Raw genomic sequence first — 19,100 nt, 5'->3', positions numbered from 1 at the left:
CTTTTAATGAGCGTTTAGTCCTATGAATAGCCCAGCGATAGTCGCGCTCATGAAATTAGAAAGCGTGCCTACAAGCACCGCTTTTAAAGCAAGCCTTATAATGAGATCTTTCTTTTTAGGCACTAAACTGCCAAGCCCCCCAATGAGCATGGCGACTGAACTTAAGTTAGCAAACCCGCACAACGCAAAAGTGATGATCGCTTTAGTTTTCTCGCTCAAGATTAAAGGAGGGTTATCGCCCAAATAAGGCAATAACTGCATATAGCCCACAAATTCATTGAGCGCGATTTTAATGCCTATGATTTCTCCGGCAATCCCAGCCTGGCTCCACGGAATGCCTAACATAAAGGCTAAGGGTTTTAAGAGTGTGCCTAAAATCAACCCTAAAGACAAATGCTCCATGCCTAAAAACCCCCCTACAACCCCTAAAATCCCGTTAATGAGCGCGAGCATTCCCACAAAGGCTAAAAGCATCGCTCCCACATGCAAGGCTAAATTTAGCCCTGTACTTGCCCCATTAGCGATAGCTTCTATGGCATTGACATGCTTTTCTACAGAAACATCTGCATGGCTAGAAATGGTTTCGTTTTGCGGGTAAATGATTTTAGCGAACAACAAACCCCCAGGAGCGGACATAAACGAAGCAGCGATCAAATAAGGCAAAGGAATGCCCATGCTCGCATACCCGGCTAACACAGGCCCCGCAACGCTAGCCATGCCCACGCACATGACCGCAAAAATCTCTGAATCGCTCATGCTTTTCAAATAAGGCTTAATAACTAAGGGCGCTTCGGTGTGCGCTACAAAAATATTAGCCGCTGCGCTCATGCTTTCTGCTTTAGAAGTGCCTAAGCATTTTTGCAACGCCCCGCCGATGAGGTTGATGACTAAAGGCATGATTTTTAAATAATATAGAAGTGAAATCAAGCTAGCAAAAAAGATAATGATCGCTAAAACATTGATCGCAAAGATAAAGCCTCCTATCCCTTGATCGCCCTTAGCGTTTGGAGCGAGATTGCCAAATAAAAAACGCACCCCCTCATAGCCGTAACCAATCACGCTTTGTATGCCGCTAGCTAAACCCTGCAGTATTTCTCTGCCCAAAGGCACATATAAAGCCAACGCCCCTAAAGTCACTTGAATCACAAAGGCGCTGACAATCGTGCGATAATTTATAGCCCTTTTATTGCTAGAAAACACCCAAGCAATAAGAAAAAGCACCGCCATCCCTACAACACTTAAAAGAGAGCTAAAAATCATCGTCAAATCCCTAATGTTAAGAAATTAAAAGATGCAACGCTATTGTAGTTTAGGTTTGCTAAAAAAAAGATTAAACGAAAATTAAATGAAGATTAAATCAAATCATGGTGTCAAGAGGGGGACTTGAACCCCCGACCTCCGGCTTATGAGACCAGCGCTCTAAACCAGCTGAGCTACCTTGACACAAGCAAAATATAAAGCAAAAAAATAAAGAATAAGATTATACAAAAAATTTTCTTAAAAATCCATTAAAATTAAACTTTTATTATCAATCCTACTTTCCTAAATTAATGATAAAAATTAGAGATTTTCTTGTAAAATACCACGCATGTTTAAGAAAATTTTTCCATTAGCGTTAGTGTCGTCGTTGCGGTTTTTAGGGCTTTTTATTGTTTTGCCTGTCATCAGTTTGTATGCGGATAGTTTCCATTCAAGCAGTCCCTTGCTCATAGGTTTGGCTGTGGGTGGGGCGTATCTCACGCAAATCATTTTTCAAACCCCCATGGGTATTCTTAGCGATAAAATCGGCCGTAAAGTGGTCGTTATGGTGTGCTTGTTATTGTTTTTAATTGGCTCGTTAGTGTGCTTTGTGGCGAACGATATTATCACGCTCGTTATCGGGCGCTTCATTCAAGGCATGGGGGCTTTAGGGGGGGTCGTTAGCGCGATGGTGGCGGATGAGGTGAAAGAAGAAGAGCGCACCAAAGCGATGGCGATCATGGGGGCGTTTATTTTCATTAGCTTTACCATAAGCATGGCGATAGGCCCTGGGATTGTGGCGTTTTTTGGGGGGGCAAAATGGCTCTTCTTGCTCACGGCGATCTTAACTTTATTGAGTTTGTTGATGCTTTTAAAAGTTAAAGACGCTCCTAAAATTTCTTACCAAATCAAAAACATCAAAGCTTACCAACCCAACTCTAAAGCCTTGTATCTTTTATACATAAGCTCTTTTTTTGAAAAAGCGTTCATGACGCTTATTTTTGTGCTGATCCCTTTAGCCTTAGTGAATGAATTTCATAAAGATGAAAGTTTTTTAATCTTGGTGTATGTGCCTGGAGCCTTATTAGGGGTTTTAAGCATGGGAGTAGCGAGCGTTATGGCTGAAAAATACAATAAGCCTAAAGGGGTGATGCTTTCTGGCGTGTTGTTGTTTATTATGAGTTATTTGTGCTTGTTTTTAGCGGACTCTAGCTTTTTGGGTAAATATTTATGGCTCTTTATTCTTGGGGTGGCGTTTTTCTTTATTGGTTTTGCCACCTTAGAGCCTATCATGCAATCTTTAGCGTCTAAATTCGCTAGAGCAAACGAAAAAGGCAAGGTTTTAGGGCAATTCACTACTTTTGGCTATTTAGGGAGCTTTGTTGGGGGCGTGAGCGGGGGGTTGAGCTACCATCATTTAGGCGTTTCTAACACAAGCTTAATCGTTGTAGCTTTAGGGCTTATTTGGGGACTATCGCTCTTTTTACTCCATAACCCTTCCAAGCAAAAAAATGTCTATTTCCCCTTAGACGCTTATAATGAGGAACAATTTGAAACTTTAGGGGACAAAATCATTGAATGGTATGTCAATATTAGCGAAGAAATCATTATTGTGAAATATAATTCCGATCACATTAGCGAAGAAGAAATCATTCGCTTAGCGCGAAACTTTAGAAAATAAAATAATCAAGGATCAAAAATGGCCTATGAAATTTCCAAAAAAGTCTTGCACATTGTAGGCAAGACAAACGCCACTTACAAACTCATAGAAGAAGGCGATAAAATCTTATTAGGGTTGAGTGGGGGCAAGGATTCTATCATGCTCGCTTGCATCTTAGCCAGGATGCAAAAACATGCCCCTTTCAAATTTGATTTTAAAGCGGTTACCGTGCATTATGGCTTGGGCGAAAATTTGAAATGGTTGAGCGATTTGTGCCAAGAGCAAGGCATTGAGCATGAGATCATTTACACCCAAATCGCTGCCACGATCAACGAAAAACGCCGTGAAAAAAGCTCGTTTTGTTCGTTTTGCTCTCGTTTGAGGAGGGGGACTTTGTATTCTAAAGCTTTAGAAGAAGGCTATAATAAAGTCGCTATCGCACACCATTTAGACGATGCGGTGGAGAGCTTTTTTATGAATTTCACTTATAACGGGAGTTTGAGGAGCATGCCCCCCATTTATAGGGCTGAAAACGGCTTATTGGTGATCCGCCCTTTGATTAAGGTTCGAGAAGCCAGTAGTATCCATTTTGTCACTTCTCAAAATATCCCGGTTGCTCCTGATTGCAATTGCCCAGCCAAGCAGCCCACCTCTGATAAGCCTCCTATCGCGCGATTAGCCACTAAAAATTTCTTAAAAGAAATGCAAAACTTGCACCCTCGTTTCTTTGACAGCTTAGAAAATGCGTTTAATAACGTTCAAGCGAGCAGCTTTAGCGACGCTAGATATTTAGACGCTTAAGCTTTCATTTAAGCTTTTTTGTTGAGTATTTTGATCGCAATCGTGAATAATACCCCTTCAAAAATAGCCGCCATGAGCAATGCGTAGTAGGTGTTTTGCGAGATCGCTTGCGCTTTTAAACCCACTGCGGCGGTGGTTACTAAAAAAGTTAAAGGCATAGAAGCCCCTAAAGCGAATGAAAATAAATGCTTAGCTTCTTTAAAGTATTTGCGCCACAATAAGGTTGAAGTGATCAAGTGCAAACTCAACATCGCTATGACAATCAGTATCCCTTGAAGGATCAAATGCGGGTTTAAAAACACTAATTTTAAGTCTAAAGTAGAGCCTACATGGATAAAAAACAAAGGCACAAAAAACCCAAAACCCACATCATTGAGCTTGTGGATCAGCTCTGATTTGTGAGGGAAAAAAGTAGAAACGACTAACCCCGCCAAAAACGCCCCCAAAACCATTTCTATTTTGAGCCACACCACGATCGCAACCAAGGAAAAAAAGAGCATGAGCGAAAAACGCACATCTTGGTTAAACTGACTGCTTTTAGGCATCACAAAAAGCTTTAAATGCGGGAACCACCAAAACAAAGTCTTAAAGATTTGAAACGCCACGATAATTAAAATTAAAAAAACAATGAGAATGCCTAAATCTTTAATCAATTCCATGCCCAAACCATGCGAATACACCCCATCCACGACCACCAAACCAAAAATGCTTAACAATTCCCCAATAACGCCCACTTTCAAAACCAGATCAAGCCACAAAATCTCTTTACGATAATCTTTGACTAAAGTCATGATCATGCCCAAACTGATAATAGGGAAAATCACCATAAAAATAGGCTCTAAATTAAGGCTAAAAGTAAGGATGAACGAAAGCGTGTATAAAATCAACAGGTAAGCAAAAATGCGTTTTAAAAGAGAAACCCCTAATTTTTTAAACAAATAAATCTCCACTTCCAAACCGCATAAAAACATTAAAAATAAAAAGCCAATTTCAGACATGATTTCAAAGCCCTTAGTAGGCTCAATAAAACCCACATACGCCCCAACAGACCCAAATAAAATCTCCACGACCGTGATAGGCAAACGAGAGATTCTAGACATATAGGGAGCTATTACGATTAAAAGCATAATGAGCGCGAAAGTGAAAAATTCTGCATGCATGTCTTAATTTTACCTTATTTATTGGTTAAGTTTTCAAAGCGATAGGGTTTTTCTCTTTATAAATGGTAAAAACCCCTTTTTTGATTTCATAATAAGTTACCCCTAACGCTACTAAAAACGCTAAAAATTGCGCGATAGGGTAAGTTACCCAAATGCCATTAATCCCATAGAAATGGCTTAAAATCGGCAATAGGACAATAATAAACCCCAGCGTGTGCGAAAGGGTGATGATAAACGAACTTTTAGTGCGCTGAATGGATTGGAAAAACACTGCGCACAACAAAGTCATGCCTAAAAAAACATAGCCGATGTAGTAAATATTCATCGCTCTTTTAGTCTCTTGCATAAAAAGGGGATCTTGTTCGCTTGGCTGCAAATAAAGCTTGATTAAAAATTCATCTAAGAAATAATAAGTGCCATAGAAAACAACCCCTATACAAAACGCTACTTTCAAACCAAAGACAAACACGGCTCTCACGCGCTCTAAATTTCTAGCCCCATAGCTAAAGCTCGCAATCGGTTGGATGCCTTGAGAAATCGCAAACAAAGTCGTAAAAAAGATAATCGCATTATACATAACGATCCCATACATGCTCACAAACCTTTCCCCAGCCGTGTGCATGATAGCGGTATTAAACAATAAAATCATAATAGAAGCGCTAAATTCCGCCGTGCTTTGAGGCACACCGCTTTTAGCTGAAGAAATGACCGAAGACAAAGAAAATCGTTTGATGAAATACAACTGCCCTTTTTTGCGCCAAAAATGCTGCATTAAGACTAAAACCCCTATCGCATGCCCTATCACGGTGGCTATCGCGCTGCCTTGAACCCCCACTTCCAAAACAAAAATAAACCAATAGTTGAAAAAGATATTCGCTAACGAGCCAATCAGCATCGCCACCATCGCTAAAACGGGCCGTTTGTCATTCACCACAAAGACATCCGCTAAAGGGTGCAAAACCATAAAAACAGAGCCCATTAAAATGATTTCAATATAGCGTTTAGACATGCTCAATAAAGCGTCATTACTCCCAAAAAAACGCGCGATAGTTTCGCTAAAAGGTAGTAGCACCATGCTCAAAATAAAGGCGCTTATAGCGACAAAATAAAACACGCTGCTAAACACAAGCCTAGCCCTATGGGTTTTATTTTGACCCAAAAAATACCCCACAATACTCGCTGCCCCAAAACCAAAAAGCAATTCATACGCAATGAGCCCTGGAAAAATAGGCCATGCGATATTGACCGCAGCGATAGCTTCTTTACCCAGTTTCTTACCCACAAACATGCCATCTATCATAGAGTAAGTGGAAAGTGAGATCATAGAAAAAGCTAAAGGGATAAAATAATAAAAAAAGAGCTTCCTAATAGAATCTTTATGCAAATCAATCTTTTTTTTGAGCATTTAAAACACACCGCTTAAAATTTATGACAAATTCTTTTATTTTAACATAAAAAGAGAGGCAATCTACCCATTCGCACAATTGGATTTAAGCAACACCATTAAAGTTTAAAAAATGGTTTTTAGCGCAAAAAGGATTTTCCTTTATTGGGTTAATCCTTTTAACGCCCTTTAAGTTTTTTTAAACTTTATCGTAATGAATCTAAGCCAAAAGAGCGCCAACAAACCTAAAGCCCCACCCACAAAGCCAATATACCCTAGCCCTAATTGGTGGATCACAATACTGCCAAACAGCGCTCCTGATCCAATCCCCACATTATAGCTCCCCGAAAAAATCGCACTCGCGACATCCGTAGCATCTGGGGCGAGCTGCAACACCCTCATTTGCAACGCAATAGTGAGTGAAGTGATCCCTATTCCCCACAAGAAAATTTGCAAAAAGATCACCCACTCTAAGTTTTTAAACACAAAAAGCAAGAGTTGCGGGCAAATGACTAAAACCATTGCAAAAGCGATAAATTTTCTTGAGTTTTTCGCATACAAACGGCCGAATAAAAAACTCCCTGCCACGCCCGCTAACCCAAACACAAACAGCATTAGCGTCGTAATGTCAGGAGAAAATTGGCTGATTTGAATGATAAAAGGCTCAATATAGCTATAAGTGGTGAAATGCCCAGAGATAACCATGATCACAAGCAAATAAATCCCCATTAACAGCGGGCGTTTCATTAATATAGGGACACTTGCGAGCGTGCCGGCGTTTCTACTCGGCAAAGGCGGGAGCAATTTCCACATAAGCAACGCTATAAGAGTCGCAACGCCCCCAATCACACCAAAAGTGGATCGCCAATCCAGGATTTGCCCAATGATCCTCCCAAGCGGTAACCCCAAAATCATCGCTAACGAACTCCCTAACGCCAATAACCCTAAAGCTTGTTGTTTTTTATTTCTTGGTGCGACACGAATGACTAAAGAAGCCGTGATGGACCAAAAAATAGAGTGGGCAAAAGCGATACCCATACGAGAAATGAGAAGCACCCAAAAATTCCACGCTAGCGCTGAAAGGATATGACTAGCAATAAAAAGGGCAAAAAGAAAGAGCAGTAAGCGTTTCCTTTCAATCTTAGCGCTAAGTAGCATCAAGGGCAATGAGCCAAGAGACACCACCCACGCATAAGCAGTGATCATAAGCCCCACTGTCGCGCTCTCCATTTCAAAACTTTTTGCAATGTCTGTTAAGAGCGCGACAGGGACAAACTCCGTGGTGTTAAAAATAAACGCCGAAAGCGAGAACACAAAAACCCGCATTAAGGCGAATCTTTGATACGATTGTTTGGTTATCATCATTTAAATCTTAAGGGGTTAAATTTTATTCAATTTGAAAACCTAGAGTATAAGACAAAAATTTTAACCGCTTGTAAATTAGGGGCTGATTGAAACAAATATTTCGCTCCATAGGCACATTAATCCAAGGGAGTTGTTACCATATAAAACAGAATTTAAAATCATTTTCAACTTTTAACCAATCTGTTTTTTGTAACTGCGGTCATTGTTTATTAAGCGCTAAAATTAAGCTATTGCCTTTTTAATAATTTTAGAATTTTAGAATAAAGGATAATTAGAATGAAAAAAACTTTTTTGATCGCTTTAGCGTTAGCCGCTTCTCTTATAGGCGCTGAAAACACCAAATGGGATTATAAAAATAAAGAAAACGGCCCGCACCGCTGGGACAAATTGCACAAAGATTTTGAAGTGTGCAAAAGCGGTAAAAGCCAATCGCCCATCAACATTGAGCATTACTACCACACGCAAGATAAAACCGATTTGCAATTCAAATACGCTGCTTCCAAACCTAAAGCGGTCTTTTTCACCCACCACACTTTAAAAGCTTCGTTTGAGCCGACTAACCACATCAATTATAGAGGGCATGATTATGTGCTGGATAATGTGCATTTCCACGCCCCTATGGAGTTTTTAATCAATAATAAAACCAGGCCTTTGAGCGCGCATTTCGTGCATAAAGACGCTAAAGGGCGCTTATTAGTCTTAGCGATAGGTTTTGAAGAAGGGAAAGAAAACCCCAACCTTGATCCTATTTTAGAAGGCATTCAAAAGAAACAAGGTTTTAAGGAGGTGGCTTTAGACACTTTCTTACCCAAAACTATCAATTACTACCATTTTAACGGCTCTCTCACCGCTCCTCCTTGCACAGAAGGGGTGGCATGGTTTGTCATAGAAGAGCCTTTGGAAGTCTCTGCCAAACAATTGGCTGAAATCAAAAAACGCATGAAAAATTCGCCCAACCAACGCCCCGTCCAGCCTGACTACAACACCGTGATCATTAAAAGCTCAGCTGAGACCCGCTAAAGACCCACTAAAATAAAAACCCTCTCTTTTTAAAGAGAGGGATATAAAAATCATTCTTCATGAAACACCGCATAAAAATTGCAACCGCTTGTATTTTGTGAAACGCTCAAACGCTAAAAACGATTTTATGGTGTTTTCTTATGCCTACATCCTTTTACTATAACCATAACCCGCTTTTTCTACTTTCTTTTCAGTATTAGCCGCTACTTCTATTTCTTTATTAATATCGGCAACGATGTTTTGAATGATTGAAAAGCTTTGAGAGGTTGAAAGGTGGGCTTGTGAGTCTGGTTTTAAACTCCTCATTTCAAGCATTTTAGCTTGAGCTTTAGAGCGTATTTTTAAATTTTCTTTTTGCCATTCTTCTGTAGCGTTAAAATCTCTAGGATCTAATTCTAAATAAGCGATAGAACTTGGTTTATAAAAATCCACTTGTTTAGCGATAGCTTTTTGTGAATAGGGCAGAGATTCTAACTCTTTTTGCAAATAAGCTATAAGCTCTTGCGCTTTTGATCCTCTTTGAGAGCGGGGTTGTTTAGAGTTTGGAAGGTGTTTTGGCTGGATAGGGGTTTGATTGGTTTTTGTGGGTTTAGGGGTTTTGCATTCAGCTTCTACTTCTATACCAATACCAGCCTTAATTCCTGCTTTTTTAATAAAGAATTGATTATGTTTTTCTTGGCAATTTTGTTCTGCGTATTTAATAAAATCTTTCTGTTCTTTAACCAAATCTTTCTGTTCTTTAACCAAATCTTTCTGTTCTTTAACCAAATCTTTCTGTTCTTTAACCAAATCTTTTTGCGTATTGCTTGTCTTTTGTTTTTCTTGTTCTACTTTTATTTGGTTATTAGTCTCTATATTGCTTGTCTTTTGTTGTTCTTGTTCCAGTTCTATCCCACTCTTGTTTGCTCTATCCCTAGCATTTTCAGCTTCCTTTTGAGTTTCAGCCACTTCCTTTTTGGATTGATCATCAGCAAAACACACATTCATAAGCATGGCTGTTAAAGCTGTTACACCTATTGCTGAATTAAACCATGAGTTAGGATGCGTTTTTAAATAATCATCCGCAGTCTTAACATTCCCGCATATCCAATTGCTTTTTTTAATTTGTTTTTTTATCGAGTCTTTTATCGCTTCCCAAAAAGCAATCCCCATTATAGACATTCCCACATTCTTAAAAACTTTCTTTTCTTTTGCCGTTTTTCCTAACTTCATCATCATTGTTGCAAGCATTACTAAAACCCTTATAATAGGCATTTAAATCCTTTCAAAAAACAATCTCACCTTTCAAAATCTTATTATTGTAGTGTATATAGCCATATTTAATCGTTATTAAACAATTGGTTTGAAAAATTGTGAGGGTCAATCCAATCAGATTTTTCTAATCCATTCCAACAAAACTTGATACAAGTTTCCCTTATACCTTAAACTCACACCCTTTTAAATGGAATAATAGGCAATAACTCGCTAGCTAAACATTCACTCTCTGCTTGAGTATAAGCCTTTATCATTCCTTTTGACCTACCAAATATTAGCATTTCTCTCAATCAAGCCTTGAGAAATTCAATTACACCCTTGTTTAACATCGCAAGCCTAGTAACTTAAAGCTCTTTTTGAGAGATTGGGCTAGATTGATCCTTATCCTTAATTCAAGTGCATGCGCATTCATCTTTGTTATCTTTGAATAAACTCAAGCGTTCTTAATGTAATGCATGGCGATTTTGAGCGCGTTGGTGGCTGCCCCCACTCTTAATTGATCCGCCACGCAAAAGCCATGCAAAGTTTTTTTGTCAAACAAATCCTTCCTCAAGCGCCCTATAAAAGTGGTATCCGTGTGGCTCGCTTTTAAGGGCGTGGGGTAGAGATTGCGGCTAGGATCATCGCAAACAACCACGCTAGGGGCGTTTCTTAAAACTTCATAGACTTCTTTGAGATCGAATTCTTTTTCAAAAGCGATACTCAAACTCTCGCTATGGCTCCTCAATACCGGCACGCGCACGCAAGTCGCGCTGATAGGGAAATCCACGCCCATGATTTTATGGGTTTCATGCACCATTTTCAGCTCTTCTTTCGTGTAGCCATTCTCCTTAAAAACATCAATATGAGCGATCGCATTGAAAGCGATCGGATAAGCGAAAGCCCCGGCTTGCAAAACCTGGTTTAAATCAATAGCGGGGTCTTTTTCCAAATATTCTAATGCGGTTTTTAGCTCATTTTTCAAACTCTCTATGCCCTTATTCCCTGCCCCACTCACGGCTTGATAAGTGCTAACAATCACGCTTTTTATCTTAAAATGGAGATGCAAGGGGTTTAAGATTTGCGTCATTTGAATGGTGGAGCAATTAGGGTTAGCGATGATATTTAAGGGAGCGTTAAAAATTTCTTTAGCGTTGATTTCAGGAACGACCAAAGGCACATCTTTATGCAATCTAAAAAAGCTCGTGTTATCAACCACTAAGGCCGTTTTTGCAGCGCTTGTGGCAAATTCTTCGCTCACGCTCCCCCCAGCGCTAAAAAAAACGATATCTATTCTTTCTTTTTCAAAAACTTCGTGCGTGGTTTCTAAAATTTCATAGTCTTTATTAAAAGCTTTAATCTTTTTACCAGCACTCCTAGCGCTAGCGAGCGGGACAAATTTTTTAATCGGGAAAGAAGAATTTTCTAAACCTTTAATCAGCTCTTGCCCTACTGCCCCACTAGCCCCAACAATAGCGGCATTATAAGTCTTCATCGTTTTCTCCAATGATTTCAAGGGCTTTTAAAAAACTCAAGCAATTCAACTGCATGCCTAAATGCATGTTTTTTAAGCTTAAGGTTTCGCTTTTAAATTCTTCTTCGCCAATGATAGCCACAAACTCATGCCCCTTGTGGTTAGCGTAAGAAAAGGGTTTTTTGATTTTTTGAGCTTCTGGATAGACTTCGCTAAAAATACCGCTTTGCCTTAAAGACTCCGCTAAGCGGTTGGCGTAAGAAAAATACTCTTCATGCATGCAAGCGATTAAGACTTTAGCTTGGGTGGAGCGCTCGTCTAATAATTGCATTTCACTCAAAGCCACAATCAATCTATCAATCCCAATAGAAGCCCCCACTCCTTGTAAATTCTCTTTAGAAAAATTTTTAGTCAAATGATCATAACGCCCCCCTGAACACACGCTCCCTAAAGACTTCATGTCATTAAGCGTGGTTTCATACACAATCCCTGTATAATACCCTAACCCCCTAGCGATAGAAAAATCAATTTTATACAGGTTTTGAGAAATTTGCAAATCCCCTAGCAACTGGTATAGCCTTTCTAAATCCTGTATACCCTTTTTTAGATTCTCATTATAGTCTTTCAAATAAGCAATTTTTTCAAAAAATTCCGCATGGCTTAAATCGTTCTGTTTGATTTGAACCATTTCTAAAAGCTCTTTAATGGTGTTTGGATCCAAATCGCACTCTTTTTTTAATTCTTCTTCAACCCCATTCAAGCCAATTTTTTCCAATTTATCCACAATGCGCAGCACTTCATTCACTTGAGCAATGCCAAAATATTCGCATATGCCGTTCAAAATTTTCCTGTGGTTGATAGAGACGCAAAAATCTTCTAAATCCAAAGCTTTTAAAGAAGCGATAATCACTTGAATGATCTCAGCATCGCACACCAAACTCTCGCTCCCTATAAAATCAAAATCGCATTGCGTGAATTCCCTGTAACGCCCTTTTTGTGCCCTTTCACCCCTAAAAACATTGCCTATGGCGTAGCGTTTAAAGGGCATGCCTAATATTTGGTGGTGTAAAGAGACAAAACGGGCTAACGGCACGGTCAAATCAAACCTTAAAGCCACATCCCTATCCCCATGGTCTTTAAAGCGATAAATTTCTTTTTGAATATCGCTGCTCGCATCAGGCAATAACGTTTGAGCGTATTCCAAATGAGGGGTTTCAATCGGCACAAAACCAAAACTTTGAAACACGACTGAAACTTTCGCAAGCAACTGGGCTTTTTGTATCGCATCTTTAGGCAAGCGGTCTTTAAACCCGCTCAACACTTTAGGGGTAATCATTCCATTTCCTTGTATTTGTATGCTAAAATTTTAGCTTAAAATCTTTAAAAAAGGGCTATTGATGAGCGTAAATGCACCCAAACGCATGCGTATTTTATTGCGTTTGCCTAATTGGTTAGGCGATGGGGTGATGGCAAGCTCGCTTTTTTACACCCTTAAACACCACTACCCTAACGTGCATTTTATCTTAGTGGGTCCACAAATCACTTGCGAACTTTTCAAAAAAGATGAAAAAATAGAAGCCGTTTTTATAGATGACACCAAAAAATCCTTTTTCAGGCTGCTAGCCACTCACAAACTCGCTCAAAAAATAGGGCGTTGCGATATAGCGATCACTTTAAACAACCATTTTTATTCCGCTTTTTTGCTTTATGCGACAAAAACGCCCGTTCGCATCGGTTTTGCTCAATTTTTTCGTTCTTTGTTTCTCAGCCATGCGGTAACTACTGCCCCTAAAGAGTATCATCAAGTGGAAAAGTATTGCTTTTTATTTTCGCAATTTTTAAAAAAAGAATTGGATCAAAAAAGCGTTTTACCCTTAAAACTAGCCTTTGACCTCCCCATTCACACCCCAAACACCCCTAAAAAAATTGGCTTTAACCCTAGCGCAAGCTATGGGAGCGCTAAAAGATGGCCAGCTTCTTATTACGCTGAAGTTGCGGCTGCTTTGTTGGAAAAAGGGTATGAAATTTATTTTTTTGGGGCTAAAGAAGACGCTATCGTTTCTGAAGAGATTTTAAAATCCGTTAAAAGCTTATTGAAAAACCCCTTATTATCCCGTAACGCTTACAATCTGTGCGGGAAAACAAGCATTGAAGAATTGATACAACGCATCGCAATTTTAGATTTATTCATCACTAACGATAGCGGCCCTATGCATGTGGCTGCTAGCACGAAAACCCCCTTAATCGCTCTTTTTGGCCCCACTGATGAAAAAGAGACTCGCCCCTATAAAGCTCAAAAAACGATTGTGTTGAACCACCATTTAAGCTGTTCGCCTTGCAAGAAACGAGTTTGCCCTTTAAAGGATGAAAAAAACCATTTGTGCATGAAATCTATCACGCCCCTTGAAGTCTTAGAAGCCGCTCACGTTCTTTTAGAAAAGCCTTAAACACCCTCCATGGGCTTTTTTTAAAAACGCAACCACATTGATAAAACTCTGTATATAAAAGATTTAAAAAGCAGAATTGATAAAGCAGTTTAAAGAAAGCGTTTTGAAAACGCTTTCTTTGGAGACAAAGCCATTAGACCACTGAGTTTTTAGGTTTTTTAGCGTCTTTTTTATCTTTGTGAGCCACTAATTGAGAGCTTAACTCAGGTTTTTTAGCGTCTTTTTTATCTTTGTGAGCCACTAATTGAGAGCTTAACTCAGGTTTTTTAGCGTCTTTTTTATCTTTGTGAGCCACTAATTGAGAGCTTAACTCAGGTTTTTTAGCGTCTTTTTTATCTTTGTGAGCCACTAATTGAGAGCTTAACTCAGGTTTTTTAGCGTCTTTTTTATCTTTGTGAGCCACTAATTGAGAGCTTAACTCAGGTTTTTTAGCGTCTTTTTTATCTTTGTGAGCGTATGCAGAACTCACTGCCAAAACTGATAATAAAACACCTGTCAAGATTTGCTTTTTCATACGAAACTCCTTGTGATGATCTTAAAAGCGAGAGAATTATATTTCTCAAAAGTAAACGAATAGAAACCAATCAAATTTTTGATTGGTTTGGTGGTTTTGCTACCTTAAAAAAACTATCAATACAAAAAACTTGATAAATTATCTTTGGTTTTAGAAAGTTGACAAAAATTAAGATCTTCGGTTATACTGAAAAAACAATATGAAATCAAGGAGTTTGTATGCAACAGCGTCATTTAGGCCCTTTAAAAGTGGGTGCGTTAGCTCTAGGGTGCATGGGCATGACTTATGGGTATGGGGAAGTCCATGATAAAAAGCAGATGGTTAAACTTATCCATAAGGCTTTGGAATTGGGTATTAACTTTTTTGACACTGCAGAGGCTTATGGGGAAGATAATGAAAAGCTTTTAGGCGAAGCGATCAAGCCTTTTAAAGACAAGGTTGTGGTAGCGAGCAAGTTTGGGATTTACTACGCAGATCCTAATGACAAATACGCAACCATGTTTTTAGACTCCAGTCCTAACCGCATTAAGAGCGCCATTGAAGGGAGTTTGAAACGCTTAAAAGTAGAATGCATTGATTTATACTACCAACACCGCATGGATACTAACACGCCCATAGAAGAAGTGGCAGAAGTTATGCAAGCTCTTATTAAAGAAGGAAAAATTAAAGCTTGGGGGATGAGTGAGGCAGGGTTATCTAGCATCCAAAAAGCCCATCAAATTTGCCCTTTAAGCGCGTTGCAGAGCGAATATTCCTTGTGGTGGCGCGAACCTGAAAAAGAGATTTTAGGTTTTTTAGAAAAAGAAAAAATTGGCTTTGTCGCTTTTTCGCCTTTGGGTAAGGGGTTTTTAGGCGCGAAATTTGAAAAAAATGCCACCTTCGCTAGTGAGGATTTTAGAAGCGTTTCTCCTAGGTTTAATCAAGAAAATCTAGCCAAAAATTATATCTTGGTGGAATTAATCCAAGATCATGCACACGCTAAAGGCGTTACACCAGCCCAACTGGCTCTCTCATGGATTTTGCACACGCAAAAAATCATTGTCCCTCTCTTTGGCACCACCAAAGAATCCAGGCTCATAGAAAATATAGGGGCTTTGCAGGTTTCTTGGAGTCAAAAAGAATTGGAGATTTTCCAAAAAGAATTGACTGCAATCAAAATAGAAGGGGCCCGCTACCCTGAAAGAATCAATGAAATGGTGAATCGATAAAAGTATTGGGTATTTATAATTGAATTGGCTCTTTTAAAAGAGATTGAGCGTTATTTTCTGTTTGTCAGTGTGTTTTTATCCCCCTGACAAACTTTTTAAGGCGTTTTAACAAGGCTTTGTTTTAATAAAAAATTGATTATAAAAATTTGAAAAATACCAAAAAGCGTTTTTTGAGATTGAATACAAAAGAGCTTGTTGTTAGTCAAGCGGAATTTCTTGTAATGCGGTCTTATAGTGTAAGAGTTATTTCAAAATACCCCCTATCCCTTAAAAAATAAGTCTTAAATAAACTTAAGAAAATGAACTTTACCATAAAATAAAGCAACCAAAACCCCATTTTTAAAAAATTAAAAAATTTTAGTTACCCCTATTTGACAAGAGAGCCAAAAATCAATTTCATAGGCAAACTAAAAATGAAAAAAGATAGCTAAAGAGATAAAAAGGGAGAATAAACCCACTCAAAAAGTCTTTTTAAACCCAAAAGAGAAAAAGTTTAAACAGCGCCTATAACACCCCCTAAAATAAGAGAGCGTTATTACAAAATCAACCTTTGCGTTTTTCTACAATTTCCTTAGCGATATTGCTAGGCACTTCGCCATAATGATCAAACTCCATGGAGTAAGTCCCACGCCCTTGAGTCGCTGATCGCAAATCCGTAGAATAGCCAAACATTTCCACCAACGGCACAAAAGCATTCACGATTTTCAAGCCTAATCTATCGTCCATAGAATTGATTTGCCCTCTTCTTCTGTTTAAATCGCCAATCACATCGCCCATGTATTCTTCAGGGACTTCCACTTCCACTTTCATCATAGGCTCTAATAAAACCGGGTTAGCCGCACGACTCGCTTCTTTAAACGCCATAGATCCAGCGATTTTAAACGCCATTTCCGAAGAATCCACATCATGGTAGCTCCCATCATAAAGGGTAACTTTAAAATCCACCACCGGATAGCCCGCCAAAACGCCATTTTGCATCGCTTCTTGGATACCCTTATCCACCGCAGGGATATATTCTTTAGGGATCACGCCCCCAGAAATTTCATTCACAAATTCATACCCACTGCCAGGCTCTTTAGGTTCAAGCTTGATAAACACATGCCCGTATTGCCCACGACCACCGCTTTGCTTAGCGTATTTATGCTCTTTGCTCACGCTTGAGCGGATAGTCTCTCTAAAGGCGACTTGCGACTGACCGATTTCAGTTTCCACCTTAAATTCTCTCTTCAATCTATCCACGATGATTTCTAGATGCAATTCACCCATGCCACCAATGAGGGTTTGCCCAGTTTCTTCTTGAGTCATCACCCTAAAGCTTGGATCCTCTTCAGCGAGCTTGCCTAACGCTACACCCATTTTTTCCTGGTCTGCTTTCGTTTTAGGCTCCACAGCGATGTGAATGACCGGCTCAGGAAATTCCATCCTTTCTAAAACTACCGCATTCTTTTCATCGCAAAGCGTGTCCCCGGTTAGCGTGTCTTTCAAGCCCACAAACGCGCAAATCTCACCCGCATAAACTTCTTTAATGTCTTCTCTCTTGTTGGAGTGCATTTTAAGGAGTCTTCCCACGCGCTCTTTTTTGTCTTTGGTGGAGTTATACACATAGCTACCGGACTCTAGCTTGCCGCGATACACGCGCACAAAAGTGAGTTGGCCCACAAAAGGATCCGTCATGATTTTAAACGCCAAGCCGGCAAACTCGCCATCATCGCTGGATTTCACAAAAACTTCTTCTTCGCTCTTTGGATCAATCCCCTTAATATCCACAACCTCTGTGGGCGCTGGCAAGTAATCAATGACCGCATCTAATAAAGTCTGCACGCCTTTATTTTTAAAAGAAGAACCACAAAGCATGGGGACAAGGCTCATGTTCAAACAACCTGTTTTAATGCCTTTTTTGATCTCTTCAACGCTTAATTCCTCACCGCCTAAATACTTTTCCATTAAGGCTTCATCTTGCTCAGCTACGGCTTCTACAAGTTTTTCTCGGTATTGTTTAGCCTTTTCTAACAAATCGCTAGGGATTTCTTCCACATCGTATTTGGCTCCCATGGTTTCATTATTCCAAACGATCGCTTTCATTTGGATTAAATCAATCACGCCAATGAAAGTGTCTTCAGCCCCAATAGGGATATTAATAGGCACAGGATTAGCTTTCAAGCGTTGTTTGATCTGGTTTTCCACACTATAGAAATTCGCCCCAATCCTATCCATTTTATTGACAAAAACAATCCTAGGCACGCCGTATTTGTTCGCTTGACGCCACACGGTCTCGCTTTGAGGCTGAACGCCCCCCACCGAGCAAAACACCGAAACCGCACCATCCAGCACGCGCATGGATCGTTCCACTTCAATAGTGAAATCCACATGCCCTGGGGTGTCAATCAAATTGATTTGGTGATCCTTCCAAAAACAAGTCGTTGCCGCAGAAGTGATAGTGATCCCTCTTTCTTTTTCTTGCTCCATCCAATCCATTGTCGCCGCACCGTCATGCACTTCGCCAATCTTATGGCTCACGCCTGTATAGAATAAAATCCTTTCAGAAGTGGTGGTTTTCCCGGCATCAATGTGAGCAGCGATACCAATATTCCTGATCCTATTTAATGGGGTTTTTCTAGCCATTCTAACTCCAATTACCAGCGGTAGTGCGCGAACGCTTTATTCGCTTCTGCCATTTTATGCACATCTTCTTTTTTCTTAAAAGCCGCACCCTTATCGCTAGCCGCATCCATAAGCTCGTTAGCCAGTCTATCCACCATCATTCTTTCATTGCGTTTTCTAGTGGCTTCTAAAATCCAACGGATAGATAGCGACTGCTGGCGGCTTGCCCTCACTTCTACCGGCACTTGATAGGTAGCCCCACCCACTCTTCTGCTGCGCACTTCCACTAAAGGACGCACTCTTTCTAGGGCTTTTTCAAACACTTCAATCCCTTTTTCACCGCTCTTTTCTTCAATCTTATTAAAAGCTTTGTAGATGATTTTTTCCGCTACGCTTTTCTTGCCGTCGAACATCATCTTGTTGATAAACTTGGTAACCACTTTGTTCCCATAAACAGGATCGCCCAAAACCTCCCTAACGGGTGCTTTTCTTCTTCTCATGTTTTTGTTTTCCTCTTATTTTTTCTTGTTGTCTGTTGCTTTCTTGTCGGTTGCTTTAGCTTTTTTAGTCCCATATTTAGAGCGTGAAACCGTTCTTTTATTGACCCCTGCAGTGTCTAAAGCGCCACGAACAATGTGGTATTTCACACCGGGTAAATCCTTAACCCTACCCCCACGCACTAACACAATGGAGTGTTCTTGCAAGTTATGCCCTTCACCAGGGATGTAACTGATCACTTCAAATTTACTGGTCAAACGGACCTTAGCGACCTTTCTTAAAGCCGAGTTAGGCTTTTTAGGGGTAGTCGTATAAACCCTAGTACAAACCCCTCTCCTTTGAGGGCATTCCACTAATGCAGGTGATTTCGTTTTTTTAACCACCTTTTTCCTTTCTTTTCTAATCAACTGATTGATAGTAGGCACTATTTTTCCTTATTCTAAAAATTTAAAACTAAAAGTTCCCCCATTTTACCCTAATTTTTCTTTTAAAAATC

16 protein-coding genes and 1 tRNA gene are annotated in these 19,100 nt (G+C 39.7%); 5 read left to right on the top strand and 12 right to left on the bottom strand.

Going from position 1 to position 19,100, the window contains the following annotated elements:
- Positions 1-3: 3 nt before the first annotated feature.
- Both EAL04_RS03400 and EAL04_RS03395 read right to left on the bottom strand, forming a co-directional pair.
- Positions 4-1,260: a NupC/NupG family nucleoside CNT transporter gene (locus tag EAL04_RS03400; RefSeq protein ID WP_120973276.1), complete on the bottom strand. Its 1,257-nt coding sequence runs from the start codon at positions 1,258-1,260 to the stop codon at positions 4-6.
- A 105-nt stretch (positions 1,261-1,365) separates the two neighbouring features.
- Positions 1,366-1,443 (bottom strand) — tRNA-Met (locus EAL04_RS03395).
- Positions 1,444-1,627: 184 nt separating this feature from the next.
- On the opposite strand from EAL04_RS03395, the gene EAL04_RS03390 reads away from it, so the two are divergent.
- Positions 1,628-2,920: an MFS transporter gene (locus tag EAL04_RS03390; protein ID WP_341352199.1), complete on the top strand. Its 1,293-nt coding sequence runs from the start codon at positions 1,628-1,630 to the stop codon at positions 2,918-2,920.
- Between the two features lie 18 nt (positions 2,921-2,938).
- Positions 2,939-3,700 carry a tRNA 2-thiocytidine biosynthesis TtcA family protein gene (locus EAL04_RS03385; protein ID WP_078258349.1) on the top strand — a complete coding sequence of 254 codons (762 nt, stop codon included), beginning with the start codon at positions 2,939-2,941 and terminating at the stop codon, positions 3,698-3,700.
- Between the two features lie 8 nt (positions 3,701-3,708).
- Here the strand turns inward: EAL04_RS03385 and EAL04_RS03380 are convergent, their stop codons facing one another.
- The 3 genes from EAL04_RS03380 to EAL04_RS03370 all read right to left on the bottom strand — a co-directional run bounded on the left by EAL04_RS03380 (position 3,709) and on the right by EAL04_RS03370 (position 7,609).
- Positions 3,709-4,860 (bottom strand): cation:proton antiporter, encoded by a 1,152-nt coding sequence (locus tag EAL04_RS03380; protein ID WP_000542831.1) that lies wholly within the window; start codon positions 4,858-4,860, stop codon positions 3,709-3,711.
- A 25-nt stretch (positions 4,861-4,885) separates the two neighbouring features.
- Positions 4,886-6,265, bottom strand: a complete 1,380-nt coding sequence (locus tag EAL04_RS03375) for an HP1184 family multidrug efflux MATE transporter (protein ID WP_120973271.1) — start codon at positions 6,263-6,265, stop codon at positions 4,886-4,888.
- Between the two features lie 168 nt (positions 6,266-6,433).
- Positions 6,434-7,609: a sugar transporter gene (locus EAL04_RS03370; protein ID WP_120973269.1), complete on the bottom strand. Its 1,176-nt coding sequence runs from the start codon at positions 7,607-7,609 to the stop codon at positions 6,434-6,436.
- Positions 7,610-7,885: 276 nt separating this feature from the next.
- Between EAL04_RS03370 and EAL04_RS03365 the strand changes: the two genes are divergently transcribed.
- Positions 7,886-8,629, top strand: coding sequence for a carbonic anhydrase (locus tag EAL04_RS03365; RefSeq protein ID WP_120973267.1), 744 nt, complete (start codon positions 7,886-7,888; stop codon positions 8,627-8,629).
- 144 nt (positions 8,630-8,773) lie between these two features.
- On the opposite strand, the gene EAL04_RS03360 is transcribed toward EAL04_RS03365, so the two are convergent.
- From EAL04_RS03360 to hisS, 3 genes are all read right to left on the bottom strand, one after another.
- Entirely contained in the window at positions 8,774-9,883 is a 1,110-nt protein-coding gene (locus tag EAL04_RS03360; protein WP_120973265.1) for a DUF874 family protein, read from the bottom strand.
- Between the two features lie 433 nt (positions 9,884-10,316).
- The gene (gene asd / locus EAL04_RS03355) at positions 10,317-11,357 is read right to left on the bottom strand and encodes an aspartate-semialdehyde dehydrogenase (RefSeq protein ID WP_120973263.1); all 1,041 of its coding nucleotides are present in this window, start codon (positions 11,355-11,357) and stop codon (positions 10,317-10,319) included.
- Positions 11,344-12,672, bottom strand: a complete 1,329-nt coding sequence (gene hisS, locus EAL04_RS03350) for a histidine--tRNA ligase (RefSeq protein WP_120973261.1) — start codon at positions 12,670-12,672, stop codon at positions 11,344-11,346. Before hisS ends, asd begins: the two co-directional genes overlap by 14 nt.
- Before the next feature lie 61 nt (positions 12,673-12,733).
- Here hisS and waaF point away from each other — a divergent pair, with 61 nt between their 5' ends.
- The gene (waaF, locus tag EAL04_RS03345; RefSeq protein WP_120973259.1) at positions 12,734-13,783 is read left to right on the top strand and encodes a lipopolysaccharide heptosyltransferase II; all 1,050 of its coding nucleotides are present in this window, start codon (positions 12,734-12,736) and stop codon (positions 13,781-13,783) included.
- Between the two features lie 133 nt (positions 13,784-13,916).
- Here waaF and EAL04_RS03340 read toward each other — a convergent pair whose 3' ends face one another.
- Positions 13,917-14,297, bottom strand: a complete 381-nt coding sequence (locus EAL04_RS03340) for a hypothetical protein (RefSeq protein WP_001920034.1) — start codon at positions 14,295-14,297, stop codon at positions 13,917-13,919.
- A gap of 218 nt (positions 14,298-14,515) precedes the next feature.
- Here EAL04_RS03340 and EAL04_RS03335 point away from each other — a divergent pair, with 218 nt between their 5' ends.
- Complete coding sequence (locus tag EAL04_RS03335; RefSeq protein WP_108253072.1) at positions 14,516-15,505, top strand: aldo/keto reductase; 990 nt, start codon at positions 14,516-14,518, stop codon at positions 15,503-15,505.
- Between the two features lie 543 nt (positions 15,506-16,048).
- Here the strand turns inward: EAL04_RS03335 and fusA are convergent.
- The 3 genes from fusA to rpsL are packed head-to-tail and all read right to left on the bottom strand — an operon-like array spanning position 16,049 to position 19,029.
- On the bottom strand, positions 16,049-18,127 hold the full coding sequence (gene fusA / locus EAL04_RS03330) for an elongation factor G (protein ID WP_120973257.1): 2,079 nt from the start codon (positions 18,125-18,127) through the stop codon (positions 16,049-16,051).
- Between the two features lie 11 nt (positions 18,128-18,138).
- Complete coding sequence (rpsG, locus tag EAL04_RS03325; protein ID WP_001254357.1) at positions 18,139-18,606, bottom strand: 30S ribosomal protein S7; 468 nt, start codon at positions 18,604-18,606, stop codon at positions 18,139-18,141.
- A 15-nt stretch (positions 18,607-18,621) separates the two neighbouring features.
- Complete coding sequence (gene rpsL, locus EAL04_RS03320; RefSeq protein WP_001142321.1) at positions 18,622-19,029, bottom strand: 30S ribosomal protein S12; 408 nt, start codon at positions 19,027-19,029, stop codon at positions 18,622-18,624.
- Positions 19,030-19,100: the final 71 nt, after the last annotated feature.

Origin of the sequence: Helicobacter pylori, from assembly GCF_003638305.1 — a bacterium.
GTDB lineage: Bacteria > Campylobacterota > Campylobacteria > Campylobacterales > Helicobacteraceae > Helicobacter > Helicobacter pylori_DJ.
Note: the sequence above shows the minus strand (reverse complement) of the source record. Positions and strands in the feature narration are given on the sequence as shown.

Bases quoted from the DNA above. Each gene is read 5' to 3' on its own strand.
- EAL04_RS03400 (WP_120973276.1), bottom strand. From the start codon at position 1,260: ATGATTTTTAGCTCTCTTTTAAGTGTTGTAGGGATGGCGGTGCTTTTT.
- EAL04_RS03385 (WP_078258349.1), top strand. From the start codon at position 2,939: ATGGCCTATGAAATTTCCAAAAAAGTCTTGCACATTGTAGGCAAGACA.
- EAL04_RS03380 (WP_000542831.1), bottom strand. From the start codon at position 4,860: ATGCATGCAGAATTTTTCACTTTCGCGCTCATTATGCTTTTAATCGTA.
- EAL04_RS03375 (WP_120973271.1), bottom strand. From the start codon at position 6,265: ATGCTCAAAAAAAAGATTGATTTGCATAAAGATTCTATTAGGAAGCTC.
- EAL04_RS03370 (WP_120973269.1), bottom strand. From the start codon at position 7,609: ATGATGATAACCAAACAATCGTATCAAAGATTCGCCTTAATGCGGGTT.
- EAL04_RS03365 (WP_120973267.1), top strand. From the start codon at position 7,886: ATGAAAAAAACTTTTTTGATCGCTTTAGCGTTAGCCGCTTCTCTTATA.
- EAL04_RS03360 (WP_120973265.1), bottom strand. From the start codon at position 9,883: ATGCCTATTATAAGGGTTTTAGTAATGCTTGCAACAATGATGATGAAG.
- asd (WP_120973263.1), bottom strand. From the start codon at position 11,357: ATGAAGACTTATAATGCCGCTATTGTTGGGGCTAGTGGGGCAGTAGGG.
- hisS (WP_120973261.1), bottom strand. From the start codon at position 12,672: ATGATTACCCCTAAAGTGTTGAGCGGGTTTAAAGACCGCTTGCCTAAA.
- waaF (WP_120973259.1), top strand. From the start codon at position 12,734: ATGAGCGTAAATGCACCCAAACGCATGCGTATTTTATTGCGTTTGCCT.
- EAL04_RS03340 (WP_001920034.1), bottom strand. From the start codon at position 14,297: ATGAAAAAGCAAATCTTGACAGGTGTTTTATTATCAGTTTTGGCAGTG.
- EAL04_RS03335 (WP_108253072.1), top strand. From the start codon at position 14,516: ATGCAACAGCGTCATTTAGGCCCTTTAAAAGTGGGTGCGTTAGCTCTA.
- fusA (WP_120973257.1), bottom strand. From the start codon at position 18,127: ATGGCTAGAAAAACCCCATTAAATAGGATCAGGAATATTGGTATCGCT.
- rpsG (WP_001254357.1), bottom strand. From the start codon at position 18,606: ATGAGAAGAAGAAAAGCACCCGTTAGGGAGGTTTTGGGCGATCCTGTT.